This is a genomic window from Pseudonocardia sp. GCM10023141 (assembly GCF_042653605.1).
The window spans coordinates 175,940-190,928 of the sequence record NZ_JBHSIR010000087.1 but is presented as its reverse complement, the minus strand read 5'-3'; the positions used below and the strand labels follow the sequence as shown (position 1 = coordinate 190,928).

Genomic DNA, 14,989 nt, shown 5'->3' with positions numbered 1-14,989 from the left:
TCGGCTTCACGCCGGGCTATCGGACGTGGATCGAGCCGCTCGGGCGGCCTTCCAGGTCGTCGAACGGAACGGGATCCGCATCGAGCTGTTGTGCCGGCCGGGATCTCGGGTGCATCCCGATGCGGAGATCGTGCCGGGGCCTCATCTGCGCACGAGCGGAACGAAGGCGATCGTGTTCCGGACGGACGACCTGGAGGCCGCCACGGCCTACCTCGAGTCCTGCGGAGTCCACTTCGAGTGGAAGAACGAGGAGCTGTCCGCGGACGGGTTGCGGTCGACCATGATCCGTGATCCCGACGGCGTGTTCGTCAACGTGCTCCGCTACCCGCCGACTCCCTGACCGGGTGTCGCTGACCGGGTGTCGTACACCCTCCCTGGCCGTGGGTCGGCGGGCTACCGTCGAGGCATGGACCGAGGCAACGCGGTAGGTGAGTTCCTCGGCGCCCGCCGGGCGCTGGTGTCCCCGGCGGCCGTCGGGCTGCCGATGGACGGCACCCGGCGGGTACCGGGGCTGCGCCGCGAGGAGGTCGCGCTGCTCGCCGGGGTCAGCACCGACTACTACGTCCGCCTCGAGCAGGGCCGGGAACGGCACCCGTCGCGCCAGGTGCTCGAGGCCCTGGCCCGCGCACTCCGGCTCGACGAGGACGCCGCCCGGCACCTGTACCGGATCGGTGGGCCCGACCGGCTCGCGACCGCCCCCGTCACCACGACGGTCGCCCCGCCGCTGCGCCAGCTCCTCGACCAGATGCACGGTGTGCCGGCCTTCGTCGTGGGGCCCGGCCAGGACGTCCTCGCCGCCAACGCCCTCGCCGAGGTCCTCTACCGGGGCTTCGCGCGATTCGACAACCTCCTGCGGATGATGTTCCTGGATCCGTACGCGCGGGAGTTCTACGCCGACTGGGAGCAGGCCGCGTGGGTCGCTGTGCGCAACCTCCGCGCGTCCGACGCGGTGCCGGACGAGCGCACGGAGCAGATCGTCGGCGCCCTGACCGTGCGCAGCCCCGCGTTCGCCTCGCTATGGGCCCGCTACGAGGTGGGCCCGCGAACGCAGGAGGACAAGCGCTTCCGCCACCTCGACGTCGGCGAGATCCGGCTCCACTTCGAGAAGCTCACGATCGCCAGCGCGCCCGGCCAGCACCTGTCGGTCTACACGGCGGAGCCGGACTCCGCCGCGGCCGACAGCCTGGCCCTGCTCACGAGCCTGGCCGCCGACCGGGTCACGAACGCGGACGTGCATTCAGCCGGCTGACCGGACGGCACGGGAGCGGGGGTCCGAGACCGCGAACTCGCCCTGGCGGCGGGGATCGGCGTCGGTCACCACCACGAGCACCGTCTCATCGCCGAAGCCGTGGATCCGCACGGCCCTCATCCCAGCCGTCGACACCGCTCTGCTCCTCACCATTCTCGGGGACCGGGCTCGGTCCCCGTATCGCGGCCACAGCTGCCGTGGCGGCCACTCGGAGCCATCTGGTCGGTCCATCTGGTCGAGATCGACGGTAGGAGCGAGCTCCTCGAAGTGGGTGGGTGCAGCTCACCCCCTCGGTCGGTCACTCCAGCGTGCGGCCCTTGGTCTCGGGACTCAGGAGGGTGGTGACCACCCCGATCAACGCGAGGACGACCGAGTAGAGCGAGAAGACCCACACCAGGTCATGGCTGCTCAACCAGGTCAGAACGTACGGGGCGGTGCCGCCGAAGATGGCGACGATGAACGAGTAGGGCACCCCTATCCCGGAGGCGCGCACCGAGGTCGGGAACAGCTCCGCGAAGTAGGCCGGCATGATGCCGACGAACGCGCCGAGGAAGAACAGCGCGATGACCATGATTCCGAACATGCGCCACGCGGAGTCGTTCAACGCGGCCAGCAGCGGATAGGACAGCACGACGAACGCCACCCCGTAGGTGAGGAAGATCGGCTTTCGGCCGAACCGGTCGGAGAGCATGCCCCACAGCGGGAGCGTGGCCATGAACACGAGGTTGGCCCCGACCGTGGCCCACAGGGCGCCCGTCGCGGGCACGCCCTTGGAGCCGATGGCGAAAGAGGACAACCCGATGGCCCAGGTGTAGACCACGACCGTGCTGGCCAGGCTGAACCCGGCGATCCGCGCGACGCTGCGCTTGTTCTGGGCGAGTCCGCGGAGCGGGTCGCGGGCGGTGCGGGGAGCCGGTGGGGTGCTTCCGGTGGTCTCCCCGTCGCCCTGTTCGGTGAAGGCCTCGGTCTCCGGCAGGGTGCGGCGCAGGTAGAGCCCGACGACCCCGAGCAGCCCGCCGAGCAGGAACGGGATCCGCCACGCCCAGCTCTGCAGCGCCTCGGCGCCGAACACACTGCTCGCACCCGCCCCGATCAGGGAGGCCAGGACGATGCCCGCCGTCACCGAGACGTAGAGGCTGGTCGACCAGAGCCCGCGGCGCGCGCGTGGCGCGACCTCGGCGATGTAGGTGTACGACGCCGCGATCTCCCCGCCGTGGGCCAACCCCTGGGCCAGCCGGGCGACCACGAGGACCACCGCCGCCCACGTCCCGATCTGGGCGTGTGTCGGCGCGACGCCGATCAGCAGGCTGCCGGCCGCCATGAGGATCATCGAGCTGGTCATCGAGAACCGCCGGCCGCGGCGGTCGGCGAGCCAACCGAACACGAACCCACCGATCGGCCGCATGATGAAGCCGACCGCGAACACCGCCAGGGTGGACAGCAGCGCGCCGGTCGCCCCGTCGTCGACGAAGAACTGCTTGGCGAAGAACGTCGCGAAGATCGCGTAGACGCTCCAGTCGTACCACTCGAGCATGTTGCCGACCCCCGCCCCGAGCAGGGTGCGGAAGGTGCGTGGGGGTGCTGTCCTGGTCGGGTTGGATCGGCTTGGCGCGGACATGGGCCCTCCGTTGGGCATGTCGGTCTGCCACCGCGGCGGGTGCCGCGGTGGTGGAGCGCGTCCTTGCTGGTTAGAGGCCCGTGGCGCGCCGAACGGCGCGGACCGCATTGACGTAGCCGGTGCAGCGGCACAGGTTGCCGCTCAGTGCGTCGCGGATCTCCGCATCCGTGGGCGACGGCGTGTGCTCGAGCAGCGCGACGGCGGACAGGATCATGCCGGGCAGGCAGAATCCGCATTGGAAGGCGTACTCGGCCATGAACGCCTCCTGCACGGGATGGGGCTCCGCCTCGGTCCCCAACCCGGCGAGGGTGTCGACGCGGGCGCCGTCGGCGCGGCCCGCCAGTACCAGGCAGGTCTTGACGCACCGACCGTCGACCATCGCGGTGCAGGTCCCGCAGTCCCCGTTGCGGCACCCGGCGCGCACCGCGGTGCTGCCCAGGTCCTCGCGCAGGACGTCGACCAGGGTGTCCTCGGGATCGGCGTCGACCTGCACGGCCACGCCGTCCACCCGCAGTCTCATCGGGCCTCCTCGGCCTGCTCGACGGCGCGTACCGCGATCTCCGGCGCGACGCGTCTGCGGTACTCCCAAGGCGCCCGCAGGTCCGTCCAGCGCTCCCCGGGGGGCAGCGAAGCGAGGTGGTCGGCCACGGCGGTCCGCACCGTGACCCCCGCAGGGAGCGGAACGACCTGCGGGGTGCCGGCCACTCCTCCGAGCACGACCCGCCCGGGGACGGCGGCAGCGGTCACCACGGGCCAGGAGGACTCGGCGAACTTGTGCTTCACGTACCCGGTCCTTTCGGGAGACTTCGGGATCCGTACACCGACGACGAACTCCTGGGGGGCGAGATGGGGCGTCATGGGGCCGACCAGGAACCGCTCCACCGGCACCGTCCGCGCTCCCCACGCCGACCGGACGAGCACCTCGGCCTGTAGCGCGACCACGGCGGCGGGAACGTCGGACTGCGGCCGGGCCGCACAGAGCGCCCCGACGAGCGTGCCCTGGTGCCGGATCTGGAGCCCACCGGTGATCCCGGATGCGAGGCGGTGGAGCAGCGGGAGCCCCCGTCGCACCACGGGCGAGGTGATCAGCTGCTGGTAGCTCACCAGCGCACCGAGCTCGATCGCCGGTCCGTCGACGATCGTGTCGAGGCCGGCACGGCCGAGGTCGACGATGTCCGTCGGCACGATCTCGCCTCGGACCAGCGCAGGGATGCAGAGGGTTCCCCCGCCCACGACCAGAGGCTTCGGACTCGTGGCCAACGCCGCGACCACCTCGTCGACGCTGCGGGCGAAAGTGGTGCTCACGGCGCCTCCTCCGGCAGCAATGCCAGCACCGCCGGCGGATCTAGCGGTACCGAGGTGACCTCCCGGCCGCCCGAGCGCGACAGGGCGTCGTCGACGGCGTTGGCGATCGCCGCCAGCGCCCCGCCGACTCCCGCCTCCCCCGCACCCTTGGCGCCGAGCAGGGTGTACGGCGCGGGTGTCTCGCGGTGCCCGATCACGAAGTCCGGCAGGTCGTTCGCGCGGGGAGCGAGGTACTCCTTGAACGAGGAGGCCTGCGGCACGCCCCGCTCGTCGAAGCGGCTCTCCTCGGACAGCGCCAGCCCGGCCCCCATCGCCATCGCGCCCTGCAACTGCCCCTCGACCAGCACCGGCTCGATGACCCGGCCGCAGTCGTGCACCGCCGTCAGCGAGCGCAGCCGGACCTGGCCGGTCGCCCGGTCCAGGTCGACCCGCGCCACGTACGCGCCGGAGGAGAAGTACGGGTAGCTGTAGCGGTACTCCGTATCCGCCGGTGGGTCCGGGCGGTACTCGCGAACGTGCTCCAACGGCCCGTGCCGGGCCACGCTCCCCTCGTCGATCGTGTCGACGCCGAGCGAGCGAAGCGTGGCGGCCAGGGCGCGGGCCGCGAGGACCACGGCGGCACCGCCGACCGCGACGCCGCGGCTGCTGGCGTTGCCGGTCCCCGGGGGGCAGCGATCTGTGTCGCCCTGCACCACGTGGACCTGATCGGGGGTGATGCCCAGTTCCTCGGCGGCGAGCCGGGCGAGCGCGGTGTCGTTGCCGCCCCCCGGGTTGGTGACGCCCGTCCGCACCTCGACCGACCCGTCCGCCCGGAGCAGGACGGCCGCGGCCTCGGGTGCCGCCAGGGTCGGCGTGACCCCGGGTCCCAGCCGCCCGGCCGCGTGCCCGCCGCCCTCCGGGGTCACCTCGATGGCGATCCCGACACCGTCGGCCCCCGGCCCGCCGTCCAGCGCGAGCACCTGCTCGAGCACGGCCGGGAGGTCCCCGCTGTCGACCCGGTAGCCGGATGCCATGCGGTGCGGGATGTCCTCGGGCCGCAGCAGGTTGCGCCGGCGCACCTCAGCAGGGGCGAGCCCGGTCCGGCGGGCAACCATGTCCATGATCCGTTCCATGACGAACACGGGAGCCTCCTTCCCGAACCCTCGGCAGGAGTGCCAGGGCGCCACGTTGGTCGCGACGACCCGGGACCGGACGTCGAGATGGGGGACGCGGTACGCGGTGGGGAACGCCGCCACGCTCACGAACGCCTGCCGCCAGCCGGGCTGGACGGCCTCGGCGCCGACCGGGATCACGATCCGGTCCCGCAATGCGAGAAGACGTCCGTCCGCGGTGTGGGCGACCTCGACCTCGTGGAGCTGCTCGCGGCCCCCGCCGAGGAAGCACTCGGACCGGGCCTCGATCCACTTCACCGGCCGCCCGCACAGGATGGCGAGCAGGCAGACCAGCGGCTCCTCGACGGGCCCGGTCATCTTGAGTCCGAAGGCCCCGCCGACGTTCGGCACCACCACGCGGATCGCGTCGGTCGGCAGGTCGAGCACCTCGGCCAGCTCGGCGCGGAGCTGGAAGGGCTGCTGGTGGGCGGCGTGCACGGTCAGCCTCGTCCCGTTCCAGTCCGCAACGTAGCCCCGCGGCTCGACCGGGGCGGTGCTGCTGCGGCCCAGCGAGAACTCGGTGCGGACCACGTGCTGGGCCGCGCGCAGCACCTGGTCCGCATCCCCCGCCACCGCCTCGTTCTCGGCGATGATGTGCCGCGGGTCCGGATCGGCGAGGAAGGCGCGCGCGTCGAGCAGCACGGGGAGGTCCTCGTACTCCACGACGACCGCCGCGGCTCCCGCCCGGGCGGCCCGCCGGCTCTCGGCCGCGACGACTGCGACCGGCTCCCCCACGTAACGCACCTCGTCGACGGGGAGGGCCTGCAGCACCGCGCGCCGGCCGCCGATCAGCTCGGGATCGCCGAACTGGTAGGGCAGCGGGCGCAGGCGCAGGGAGGCCTCACGACCCTCCAGCACCCGGACCACACCGGGCACCGCCTTGGCCGGGGCGGTGTCGATCCGCCGCAGCCGCGCGTGCGCCCGGGTGCTGCGCACGACGGCCATGTGCACCAGGCCGTCCGGCCGGATGTCGTCGACGAAGAGCGCCGAGCCACCCGCGAACGCGAACGCGTCCCGCTTGGGCCATCGGGCGCTCGTCGCACTCACCGGGTCAGCCGCTCTTCATCCGGGCCATACCCTCCAGGGCGAGGCCGTAGCCGAGCAGGCCGTGCAGGCGCTGGCGCAGGTCCTCGGTCAGCACGGTCCGGGTGTAGCGGCGGACCAGCCGGGGCTGCTGCAGGAGGAGCCGGGCGAGCTCGCGGGCCCGCGGGAGCAGGTCCTCCCGCGGCAACACCTCGTTGACCAGTCCGATCTCCTTCGCCTCCGCGGCGCCGACCTGCTGCCCGGTGTAGAGGAAGTACTTGCCGCGCGTCGGACCCATCAGCAGGGGCATCAGGATGTGCATGCCGTCCCCCGGGACCATCCCGCCGGGGAAGTGCGCGGTGTCCTGGAAGTAGGTGTCGTCGGTGGCCAGCACGATGTCGCTGACCAGCGGGATCTCGGCGTGCCGCACGGCGGGCCCGTTGATGGCCGCGATCACCGGGGCCTCGATGGCCAGCAGGTTCGGCAGCAGGTGCTTGCCCTCCCACTGGATCGGGTCGTAGCTCTCGGGGGTCATGGTGCGGCGGTTGGGGTGCTGGCCGGGCTCGATGGCGGGACCGCTGAAGGCCTCCCCGGTGCCGGTCAGGATCACGACGTCGTTCTCGCGGTCCCGGCCGATTTCGAGGAAGGCGTCCTCTAACTCGTTGTGCGCCAGCAGGCTCCACTGCAGCGGGCCGCCGTCGCTGTGGAACGCGACCTCGAGGATCCCGTCCGTCCGCTCCATGCGGATCGTCTTGTAGTGGTCCTTGTAGGAGTCGAAGGACGTCGGCTTCCGGTCCAGGTGCGACATCGCGCGGGCGTGGTCGGTCGTCATCAGTCCTCCAGGATGGCGACGGCGCGGGTCCAGGCCGCCGACGCCGCGTGGATCTTCACCGGGAAGCAGGACACGGTGAAGCCGTGGTCGGGCAGCTGGTCGAGGTGGCGGAGCTTCTCGATCTGGCAGTACTCGGTGTGGCGGCCGGCCTTGTGCCCCTCCCAGATGATCGAGGCGTCCTTGTCACGGGCGTAGCGCTCCACCACGTAGGAGAAGGGGGCGTCCCAGCTCCAGGCGTCCGTGCCGACGACGCGGACCCCCCTGTCGCACAGCCAGAGCGTGGCCTCGCGGCCGAAACCGCACCCGCTCTGCGCGTACTCCTCCGTGCCGAAGCGCGCGCCGGCTGAGGTGTTGGCCAGGACGATGTCGCGGGGCTGCAGCTCGTAGTCGATGCGCTTGAGCTCCGCCTCGAGGTCGGCGGCCGTGACGATGCAGCCGTCCTCGAGGTGCCGGAAGTCGAGCTTGACCGCGGGGCGCTGGAACCAGTCCAGCGGCATCTCGTCGATGGTGCGCGGCCGGCTGCCGTCCTCCATCTGCGACGAGTAGTGCCACGGCGCGTCGACGTGGGTCCCGTTGTGGGTGGACAGGTGCACGGTCTCCAGCGCGAACGCCTCGGCGTTCGGCAGCTCCTCGGGCTGCAGGCCCTCGTAGCGCCGCTGCAGCATGGGCAGCGTGTCCTGGTGGCTCTTGTACTCGATCTCGAACTCGTAGCCCGGCGGGTCCGACGGGACCCCGTTCTCGAGCGTCATCGAGATGTCGATGATGCGGGTCATCGGTGACTCTCCTTGTCGGTGACGCCCGGAAGCTACGAGCGGCACCCGAGTTGAGTCAATCGTTTGATATCAAGGCCGCGGTGGACTCCCGGCGGACCAGACGAGGCGGGTCCGGCACCACCACCCGGCGCGGCTCACCACCGTTGACCAGCGCGAGGGCCAGCTCGACGGCCTCCGCCCCCAGCCGCTCGGTCGGCATCGCGACCGCCGTGAGCCGGGGGACGAGGTAGTCGGCCAACTCGTCGTTGTGCAGGGCGACGACCGACATCTCCCGCGGGACGGCGATCCCGGCGTCGTACAGCCCGGCGAGTGCGCCGACGGCCATGGGGAACGTCCCGGCGACCACCGCGGTGGGCCGCGGGTCGCGGTCCAGCGCCCGCCGGACGCCGTCGAACCCGGCCCTCTGGCCCCGCTCGGCCATCTCCACCGCGCACGCCCGGACCCCGCGCCGCTCGGCCTCGGCGAAGAACCCCCGGCGGCGCCGTACCATGGTGTCCAAACTGCTCGGCCCGAAGATCCCGCAGATCCGGCGGTGGCCGAGCTCGGCCAGGTGCGCCACGGCCTCCGCCGAGGCGTCGGCGTCCCGCAGCACGACGCTGGCCGCCACCCCGCGGACCTGCCGGTTCACCAGCACGACCGACTGCGGCACCTGATCGACGAGCCGCCGCAGCGCACGGTCCTCGATCCGGCCCGATGAGACCAGCAGCCCGTCCACCCGGCCGCGCATGAGCATGTCTGTGATCGTCTCGTGCGGGTCGCCGGCCGCGTGGGTGCCGAGCACCAGCCCGTAGCCGTGCCGGCCCGCCCGCTCCTCCACCCCGTGTGCGATCGACGAGTACACCGGGCTGGAGAAGCCCGGAAGCAGCAAACCCAACGTCATCGTCCGCGCGCTGCGCAGACCGCGCGCGGCAGCGTTCGCGCGGTAGCCGATCTCCTGCGCGGCGGTACGGATCCGCTCGCGGGTCTCCGCGGAGGCGAAGCCGCGCGGATCGTTGCGCAGTACCCGAGACACCAGACTCGTGTCCACCCCGGCCATGGTTGCGACATCTGCCAACGTCGGCCGGCGTCGCATCTCGTCCGCCATGCCACCTCCCGCCGTTCCGGTCCCCGCTCATGACCGATCATGACCCTGCGACCGAACACCGCTCACGGTCGTCCTCGCGATGAGCATGCTCCCACCAGCACGAATGTTCATCGGAGCCTTTGGCGGAACACCCGGCTCGTCGCTCTGGTCGCCGTTGATCGGCGCTTCTCCGGCTCTTTTCGCCGGCGGACGCAACGACCTCGCGCCAACCGGGATGATCTCCTTGCCGACGGCGTCGGCCGAGTGGTGGACGTCTGTGACACGAGCTGGTGGCCGCCGGTGACCGCGACCGTCCACTCGACGCACTGGGGCTCAAGCCCGCTCGGCTCGCCGGTGCAGTCGGTCCCCGCCGACGAGGGGTTCTGGACCAGCGAGACCGACCGGATCTGGGTGCAACTCACCGGCGACGCCGGCGAGTCCGGCTACACCGTGCAGCCCCGCGATCGGGTCGACTTCACCGGGCAGGATCTGGCGCACGACGCCGGGTTCGCCGAACAGTCCGACGTCGACGCCGCTGAGGGCGCCGACCTGCTCACCGCACATGCCTGAGATGATCCTCAGTGGCGTCGACGACATCGATGCGCACGGCTAGCCTGGAACGGTCTCGGCGCCACCGTCCAACGCGGACAGCACCGTGCGGGCCGTCTCGAGGAACGCCGCACCGGCAGCCGTCAGCTCGACCCGCCGGGACGTACGACGGAACAGCTCGGCCCCGAGCAGCCCCTCGATCTCCCTGATCTGCTTGCTCAGCGCCTGCTGGGCCATGTTGAGCCGCACGGCCGCCCGGCTGAAGTGCAGCTCCTCCGCCAGCATCACGAAGTAGCGCAGCTTGCGGGTGTGGATGTCGACAACCGCAAGCATGTAGATCGGGGCCCCCATCCACAACCCGGGCGTTGTGGACCGGCGCCGGAACGGGTGTTTCCCATCGGGCTCGAATCGCCCATACCATCGCCGCCACACCACGCTCCCCAGCGCAGGCGCCCGGTCACGCCGTGCAGCCGGTGTGACCGGCAGCTCCCGAGAGGCGGCCCCATGCGTCGTACCCGAACCCCGCGCCGCCTGCTGGGCGTGCTCGCCGTCGCGCTGGCCGCCGTCGCCGCGATCACCGCGGCCCCCGCGGTGACGGCGCAGGCGGCGCCCGTCGACGGGCAGGTCAACCTCGACGGGCTCGCGTTCCCCGACAACCGGGTCGGCGCGCCCGTACAGGGCATCCTCAACGCGCACGACCACCCGTTCTCCTACCTCGGATTCGGGCAGGGCCCGTTCTGCGGCAAGACGTTCGACCCGGACGGCATCACCGCCGCGATGGTCGACTGCCCCGAGCACAAGCCGCTGGGCATCCCGGCCTGGTTCGAACAGCTCTCCAGCGGCAAGCTGCCACTGACCCCGCACGACACCACCGGCTGGCCCACGTTCAAGGACTGGCCGCGCGCCGACTCCCCCACCCACAACCAGACCTACTACAAGGGCATGGAGCGGGCCTGGCGCGCCGGCACGCGCCTGCAGGTGATCGACGCCGTCAGCAACCGCGGCCTGTGCCTGCTGTACACGACCAAGCGGGCGCCGTGCGACGAGATGACCGCGATCCGCACGGAGATCCAGGCCGCCAAGGATCTCCAGTCCTACGTGGACGCGCAGAGCGGCGGGGCCGGCAAGGGCTGGTTCCGCATCGTCACCAGCCCGGAGCAGGCCCGCCAGGTGATCGCCGACGGCAAGCTCGCCGTGGTGCTGGGCATCGAGACGAGCGAGCCGTTCGGCTGCAGCCGGACGCTCGGGGCGCCCCAGTGCACCGAAGCCGACATCGACCGCGGCCTCGACGAGATGACCGGGCTCGGCGTGCGCAGCATGTTCGTCTGCCACAAGTACGACAACGCGCTGTGCGGTGTGCGCTACGACGAGGGCGTCAACGGCGCGGTGGTCAACATCGGCAACTTCCTCACCACCGGCCAGTTCTGGCAGGCACAGACGTGCACCGGGCCGCGCCACGACAACACGGTCGCGGTGAGCGACCCGGCCGCGCTGACGACGCTGCTGGCCAACGCCACGTCGATCCTCAAGCCGGTGACGCTGCCGATCTACCCCGCAGGCCCGCACTGCAACCCGATCGGGCTGACGGGCCTGGGCGAGTACATGATCAAGGGCATGATCCGGCGCGGCATGCTCGTCGAGCTGGACCACATGAGCGCCAAGGCCGCGGACGCCGCGCTGAAGGTGCTCGAGGACAACCACTACGCGGGCGCGATCTCCTCGCACAGCTGGATGGACACCGGCTACAACCAGCGGCTGCAGCGCCTCGGCGGGATGATCACCGGGATCACCCGCGACCACGACGAGTTCCTCCCCGAATGGCGCGCCACCCGCGCGACGGCCGATCCGGGCGCGCCGTTCGGCTACGGCTACGCCAACGACATGAACGGTCTGCACTTCGACCTGCCGCGCCCCGGCGCGGACCCCACGATCACCTACCCGTTCCGCTCGTTCGACGGCGCCGCCACCGTCAGCAGGCAGGTGTGGGGGCAGCGCACCTGGGACTTCGGCAAGGACGGCATGGCGCAGGAGGGCCTCACCCCGGACTGGCTGGAGTCGCTGCGGATCGCGGCCGGCGCCGAGGGGCCGCGGTTCGTTGCCGACATGACGTCCGGGGTGGAGTCCTACCTGCGGACGTGGGAGCGCGCGGCGGGCTGACGGACGGCCGCCCGGGTCAGTCGCCGACACTCCCGTCGATGGCCTCCCGGATCAGGTCGGCGTGACCGTTGTGCCGCGCGTACTCCTCGATCATGTGCAGCAGTACCCAACGCAGGCTGAGGCCCTCGCCGGTCTCCGGGTGCTTGCGCACCGTGAGGGTGTCGAGGCCGTCGGCGGCGGCCTCGACGTGCGTGTCACTCGTGGCGACCATCCGCTCCCACAGCGCGAAGAGCTCCTCAGGCGTGTCGTCGACGGCGGAGACCATCTCCCAGTCGGGCGAGCTCTCCCAGATCGCCTCGTCGTCGAACGGCGGCGACGGCTTCAGCCCGGCGACGTTGACCCCGAACCACCAGTCCTCGACGTAGGCCATGTGCTTGACCAGGCCGGCCAGCGTCAGGGTCGACGGCGGGTGCGTGACGGCCAGCTGTTCCCGGGTGAGGTCGGCGGCCTTGAGCCGCATCGTGACCCGGTGGTAGTCGAGGTAGGCCCGCAGCATCGTGGTCTCGTCGGACGCGTAGGGCGGGTTGCTACGGATGATCTCCGAGGTGGTCACCGTGCGACCGTACGGGCGCGCGCCCTGCCCGTCTTGTCGGTTTCGGGGCGAACGGGAGACGAGCCCAGGCGCGCGCCGGCAAGGATCCTCACGAACGGCGGCCGCCGCGATCAGGGAGGATCAGCGGATGGCCGGAGCCGAAGCGTTGCGCCTGGACGCACGCCGCCCGGTGGCCGAACGGCTGATCGAGCTGGCCGCTCCCGCCGCCGTCTACCTGGGGGTGCGGCTGGTCGGGCTGGTGATGCTGGCGATCATGGCCGCACGCGACGGCACCGACGTGCTCACCCGCCTCTCCACCTGGGACGGCGCGTGGCTGCGGGCGATCGCCGAGCACGGCTACGACGTCCCCGACGACATGCTCGACCTGTTCGGCCACCACACGCCCACCACGGCGTTGTGCTTCTTCCCCGGATACCCGGCGGCCGTCGCGGCCGTCGGCACGGTGACCGGCGGCGACCTCGTCATCGCCGGCCTGGTGGTGTCGCTCGTGTCGGGCATCGCCGCCGCCTACGCGCTGGCGCGGCTGGGTGAGCTCGTGCCGGGTGGGTCACGGCAGGCGGGGCTGGTGCTGGTCGGGCTGTTCGCGGCCACGCCGATGGCCGTGGTGCTCTCGATGACCTACACCGAGGCGATGTTCTGCGCCTTCGCCGCGTGGGCGCTGGTCGGCGTGCTTCGCCGGCAGTGGCTGCTCGCCGGGCTCTGCGCCGCCGGGGCCGGGCTGGTGCGGCCGACCGCGAGCTCGCTGGTGGCCGCGGTCGCGCTGGCCGCGCTGGTGGCGGTACTCGGCGGCGGCGCCGGGTGGCGGCCGTGGGCCGGAGCCGTCCTGAGCACCACCGGCATCCTCGGCTACCTCGGCTACGTCGCCCTGCAGACCGGCTCGCCGACGGGCTGGTTCGCCATCCAGCAGGCGGGGTGGGCGTCCTCCCTCGACGGCGGCGGCGCCACGGCTCGTTACGCCGTCGAGGTCCTGTTCGGCGGCGACAAGATCTTCGACGTGCTGACGCTCGTCGCGATCCTCGGCACCGCCGCGCTGCTCGTGATCGGCGTGAAGATGCGCGTGCCGTGGCCCCTGCTCGTGTACGGCGCGCTCGTGCTCGTCACGGTCTGGGGCACCGACGGCGTGATGAGCTCCAAGCTGCGGCTGCTGGTGCCGGCGTTCACGCTGCTGCTCCCGCCCGCCATCGCGCTGGGCAGGCGCAGCACCGGCACCGCGGTCGCGGTGGTCGCCGCGGCCGCCGTGGCGTCGGCGTGGTTCGGTGGCTACGCGCTCACCATCTGGCCCTACGGGATCTGACCCGGAGCCCGCCGGATACGGTCGGTGCATGACCGCTCGCAGTGGCCGCATCGGCCGGTACGTCCGGATGGAGGCGCAGCCGGGGCAGGGCGCCGAGCTCGCCGAGGCGCTGCTGAAGGTGGCCCACGCCCTGCGTGATGCGCCGGGCTGCGAGCTGTACGTGATCAACGCCTCCGCCGACGAGGACGACGTCGTGTGGGTCACCGAGGTGTGGGCCGACGAGGCGGCGTCCGACCGGGCACTGTCGGGTGAGATGGGCGAGGTCGGCTTCGCCACGGTGGTGGAGCTGCTGGCCGGGCCGCCGGAGCTGGTGGACCTCACCCCGCTCGGCGGCACCGGCCTGGCGCAGAGCTAGCTCTCGGACTGCTCCCCGCTCTTGACCACGGCGTCCTTGACACCGGTGATCGAGCCGGCGTGCGCCTTGGCCGTCGGGTCGCCCTTGGTCTTGATCAGGCTGGCCACGGTGGTGATCACCAGCACGCCCACGATCACCGCGAGGCTCACCGGCGTCGAGATCTCCGGCACCGCCGTCGAGATGTCCTCGTGCGCCCAGTGCAGGATCAGCTTCGCGCCGATGAAGGCGAGGATGATCGCCAGGCCGGTCGAGAGGTACACGAGCCGGTCCAGCAGGCCCTGCACCAGGAAGAACAGCGCCCGCAGGCCGAGCAGCGCGAACGCGTTGGCCGCGAACACGATGTACGCCTCGTCGGTGACGCCGAAGACGGCGGGGATCGAGTCGAGCGCGAACAGCAGGTCGATGCTGCCGATCGCGAGCAGCACGATGAACAGCGGCGTCAGCATCCGCTTGCCGTCGACCTTGGTGACGATCCTGCCCTCGACGTACTCGTCGGTGACCGGCAGCACGCGGCGCGCGGTGCGCACCACGATGTTGTCCTCGACGTCCGGGTCGGACTCGCGGTGGCGGAACAGCTGGACGGCCGTGTAGATCAGCAGCAGGCCGAAGAGCAGGAACACGAACGTGAACAGCGACAGCAGCGTGGCACCGAGCGCGATGAAGACGGCCCGCAGGATCAGCGCCAGCACGATGCCCCAGGTCAGCACCTTGTGCTGGTGTTTCTCGGGCACCGCGAACGTGGTCATGATGATCACGAAGACGAACAGGTTGTCGACCGAGAGGCTCTTCTCGACGATGTAGCCGGCGAAGTACTGCGTGCCGGCGTCGCTGCCGTAGGCGATCGCGAACCAGACGCCGAACGCGATGGCGATGCCGACGTAGAACACCGACCACGCCGTCGCCTCGCGGAACCCGACCTTGTGCGGCCTCGCGGCCGCAAGGACGAGGTCCAGGGCGAGCAGGCCGATCACGAGCGCGATCGTCACCGCCCACGTCAGACCGGTGATCTCCAGCACGACATCCTCCGCACGTTGAACATTACCAACGCTTTACCAACTCTTGGCAAT

General features: G+C 71.5%; 17 protein-coding genes. 6 read left to right on the top strand and 11 right to left on the bottom strand.

The genetic code is table 11. The annotated features are described in order from the left end of the window. Positions 1-25 precede the first annotated feature (25 nt). Together ACFPFQ_RS47585 and ACFPFQ_RS47580 are read left to right on the top strand one after the other, a co-directional pair. Entirely contained in the window at positions 26-340 is a 315-nt protein-coding gene (locus tag ACFPFQ_RS47585; protein WP_379629930.1) for a VOC family protein, read from the top strand. 66 nt (positions 341-406) lie between these two features. Beyond that, positions 407-1,249, top strand: coding sequence for a helix-turn-helix domain-containing protein (locus ACFPFQ_RS47580; RefSeq protein ID WP_379629929.1), 843 nt, complete (start codon positions 407-409; stop codon positions 1,247-1,249). Here the strand turns inward: ACFPFQ_RS47580 and ACFPFQ_RS47575 are convergent. From ACFPFQ_RS47575 to ACFPFQ_RS47540, 8 genes are all read right to left on the bottom strand, one after another. Further along, on the bottom strand, positions 1,238-1,384 hold the full coding sequence (locus ACFPFQ_RS47575; protein WP_379629928.1) for a hypothetical protein: 147 nt from the start codon (positions 1,382-1,384) through the stop codon (positions 1,238-1,240). The genes ACFPFQ_RS47580 and ACFPFQ_RS47575 overlap by 12 nt on opposite strands. A 163-nt stretch (positions 1,385-1,547) precedes the next feature. Further along, on the bottom strand, positions 1,548-2,867 hold the full coding sequence (locus tag ACFPFQ_RS47570) for an MFS transporter (protein WP_379629927.1): 1,320 nt from the start codon (positions 2,865-2,867) through the stop codon (positions 1,548-1,550). 70 nt (positions 2,868-2,937) lie between these two features. Further along, positions 2,938-3,387 carry a (2Fe-2S)-binding protein gene (locus tag ACFPFQ_RS47565; RefSeq protein WP_379629926.1) on the bottom strand — a complete coding sequence of 150 codons (450 nt, stop codon included), beginning with the start codon at positions 3,385-3,387 and terminating at the stop codon, positions 2,938-2,940. Then, a complete protein-coding gene (locus tag ACFPFQ_RS47560) occupies positions 3,384-4,172 on the bottom strand; it encodes an FAD binding domain-containing protein (RefSeq protein WP_379629925.1) in 789 nt (262 codons plus the stop codon). The genes ACFPFQ_RS47565 and ACFPFQ_RS47560 overlap by 4 nt, the downstream gene beginning before the upstream one ends. Continuing rightward, positions 4,169-6,370 (bottom strand): xanthine dehydrogenase family protein molybdopterin-binding subunit, encoded by a 2,202-nt coding sequence (locus ACFPFQ_RS47555; RefSeq protein WP_379629924.1) that lies wholly within the window; start codon positions 6,368-6,370, stop codon positions 4,169-4,171. The genes ACFPFQ_RS47560 and ACFPFQ_RS47555 overlap by 4 nt, the downstream gene beginning before the upstream one ends. Positions 6,371-6,374: 4 nt before the next feature. Then, positions 6,375-7,178, bottom strand: coding sequence for an enoyl-CoA hydratase/isomerase family protein (locus ACFPFQ_RS47550; protein ID WP_379629923.1), 804 nt, complete (start codon positions 7,176-7,178; stop codon positions 6,375-6,377). Beyond that, positions 7,178-7,951: a cyclase family protein gene (locus tag ACFPFQ_RS47545; protein ID WP_379629922.1), complete on the bottom strand. Its 774-nt coding sequence runs from the start codon at positions 7,949-7,951 to the stop codon at positions 7,178-7,180. Before ACFPFQ_RS47545 ends, ACFPFQ_RS47550 begins: the two co-directional genes overlap by 1 nt. Positions 7,952-8,006: 55 nt before the next feature. Continuing rightward, positions 8,007-9,023: a LacI family DNA-binding transcriptional regulator gene (locus tag ACFPFQ_RS47540; protein ID WP_379629980.1), complete on the bottom strand. Its 1,017-nt coding sequence runs from the start codon at positions 9,021-9,023 to the stop codon at positions 8,007-8,009. A 291-nt stretch (positions 9,024-9,314) separates the two neighbouring features. Between ACFPFQ_RS47540 and ACFPFQ_RS47535 the strand changes: the two genes are divergently transcribed. Then, positions 9,315-9,584 (top strand): hypothetical protein, encoded by a 270-nt coding sequence (locus tag ACFPFQ_RS47535; protein WP_379629921.1) that lies wholly within the window; start codon positions 9,315-9,317, stop codon positions 9,582-9,584. 39 nt (positions 9,585-9,623) lie between these two features. Here ACFPFQ_RS47535 and ACFPFQ_RS47530 read toward each other — a convergent pair whose 3' ends face one another. Further along, positions 9,624-9,914 carry a LysR family transcriptional regulator gene (locus ACFPFQ_RS47530; RefSeq protein WP_379629920.1) on the bottom strand — a complete coding sequence of 97 codons (291 nt, stop codon included), beginning with the start codon at positions 9,912-9,914 and terminating at the stop codon, positions 9,624-9,626. Between the two features lie 153 nt (positions 9,915-10,067). Between ACFPFQ_RS47530 and ACFPFQ_RS47525 the strand changes: the two genes are divergently transcribed. Then, entirely contained in the window at positions 10,068-11,720 is a 1,653-nt protein-coding gene (locus ACFPFQ_RS47525; protein WP_379629919.1) for a hypothetical protein, read from the top strand. 16 nt (positions 11,721-11,736) lie between these two features. Here the strand turns inward: ACFPFQ_RS47525 and ACFPFQ_RS47520 are convergent, their stop codons facing one another. Next, positions 11,737-12,273: a DinB family protein gene (locus ACFPFQ_RS47520; protein WP_379629918.1), complete on the bottom strand. Its 537-nt coding sequence runs from the start codon at positions 12,271-12,273 to the stop codon at positions 11,737-11,739. Between the two features lie 127 nt (positions 12,274-12,400). Here ACFPFQ_RS47520 and ACFPFQ_RS47515 point away from each other — a divergent pair, with 127 nt between their 5' ends. Both ACFPFQ_RS47515 and ACFPFQ_RS47510 read left to right on the top strand, forming a co-directional pair. Continuing rightward, the gene (locus ACFPFQ_RS47515; protein WP_379629917.1) at positions 12,401-13,567 is read left to right on the top strand and encodes a hypothetical protein; all 1,167 of its coding nucleotides are present in this window, start codon (positions 12,401-12,403) and stop codon (positions 13,565-13,567) included. 28 nt (positions 13,568-13,595) lie between these two features. Then, a complete protein-coding gene (locus ACFPFQ_RS47510; protein WP_379629916.1) occupies positions 13,596-13,922 on the top strand; it encodes a putative quinol monooxygenase in 327 nt (108 codons plus the stop codon). On the opposite strand, the gene ACFPFQ_RS47505 is transcribed toward ACFPFQ_RS47510, so the two are convergent. Beyond that, the gene (locus ACFPFQ_RS47505; RefSeq protein ID WP_379629915.1) at positions 13,919-14,938 is read right to left on the bottom strand and encodes a TerC family protein; all 1,020 of its coding nucleotides are present in this window, start codon (positions 14,936-14,938) and stop codon (positions 13,919-13,921) included. The two genes, ACFPFQ_RS47510 and ACFPFQ_RS47505, sit on opposite strands and share 4 nt — an antisense overlap. Between the last annotated feature and the right edge of the window lie 51 nt (positions 14,939-14,989).

Excerpts from the sequence above, each read along its gene's own strand:
- ACFPFQ_RS47580 (WP_379629929.1), top strand. The coding sequence starts at position 407 with ATGGACCGAGGCAACGCGGTAGGTGAGTTCCTCGGCGCCCGCCGGGCG.
- ACFPFQ_RS47570 (WP_379629927.1), bottom strand. The coding sequence starts at position 2,867 with ATGTCCGCGCCAAGCCGATCCAACCCGACCAGGACAGCACCCCCACGC.
- ACFPFQ_RS47565 (WP_379629926.1), bottom strand. The coding sequence starts at position 3,387 with ATGAGACTGCGGGTGGACGGCGTGGCCGTGCAGGTCGACGCCGATCCC.
- ACFPFQ_RS47550 (WP_379629923.1), bottom strand. The coding sequence starts at position 7,178 with ATGACGACCGACCACGCCCGCGCGATGTCGCACCTGGACCGGAAGCCG.
- ACFPFQ_RS47545 (WP_379629922.1), bottom strand. The coding sequence starts at position 7,951 with ATGACCCGCATCATCGACATCTCGATGACGCTCGAGAACGGGGTCCCG.
- ACFPFQ_RS47540 (WP_379629980.1), bottom strand. The coding sequence starts at position 9,023 with ATGCGACGCCGGCCGACGTTGGCAGATGTCGCAACCATGGCCGGGGTG.
- ACFPFQ_RS47530 (WP_379629920.1), bottom strand. The coding sequence starts at position 9,914 with ATGGGGGCCCCGATCTACATGCTTGCGGTTGTCGACATCCACACCCGC.
- ACFPFQ_RS47525 (WP_379629919.1), top strand. The coding sequence starts at position 10,068 with ATGCGTCGTACCCGAACCCCGCGCCGCCTGCTGGGCGTGCTCGCCGTC.
- ACFPFQ_RS47515 (WP_379629917.1), top strand. The coding sequence starts at position 12,401 with ATGGCCGGAGCCGAAGCGTTGCGCCTGGACGCACGCCGCCCGGTGGCC.
- ACFPFQ_RS47510 (WP_379629916.1), top strand. The coding sequence starts at position 13,596 with ATGACCGCTCGCAGTGGCCGCATCGGCCGGTACGTCCGGATGGAGGCG.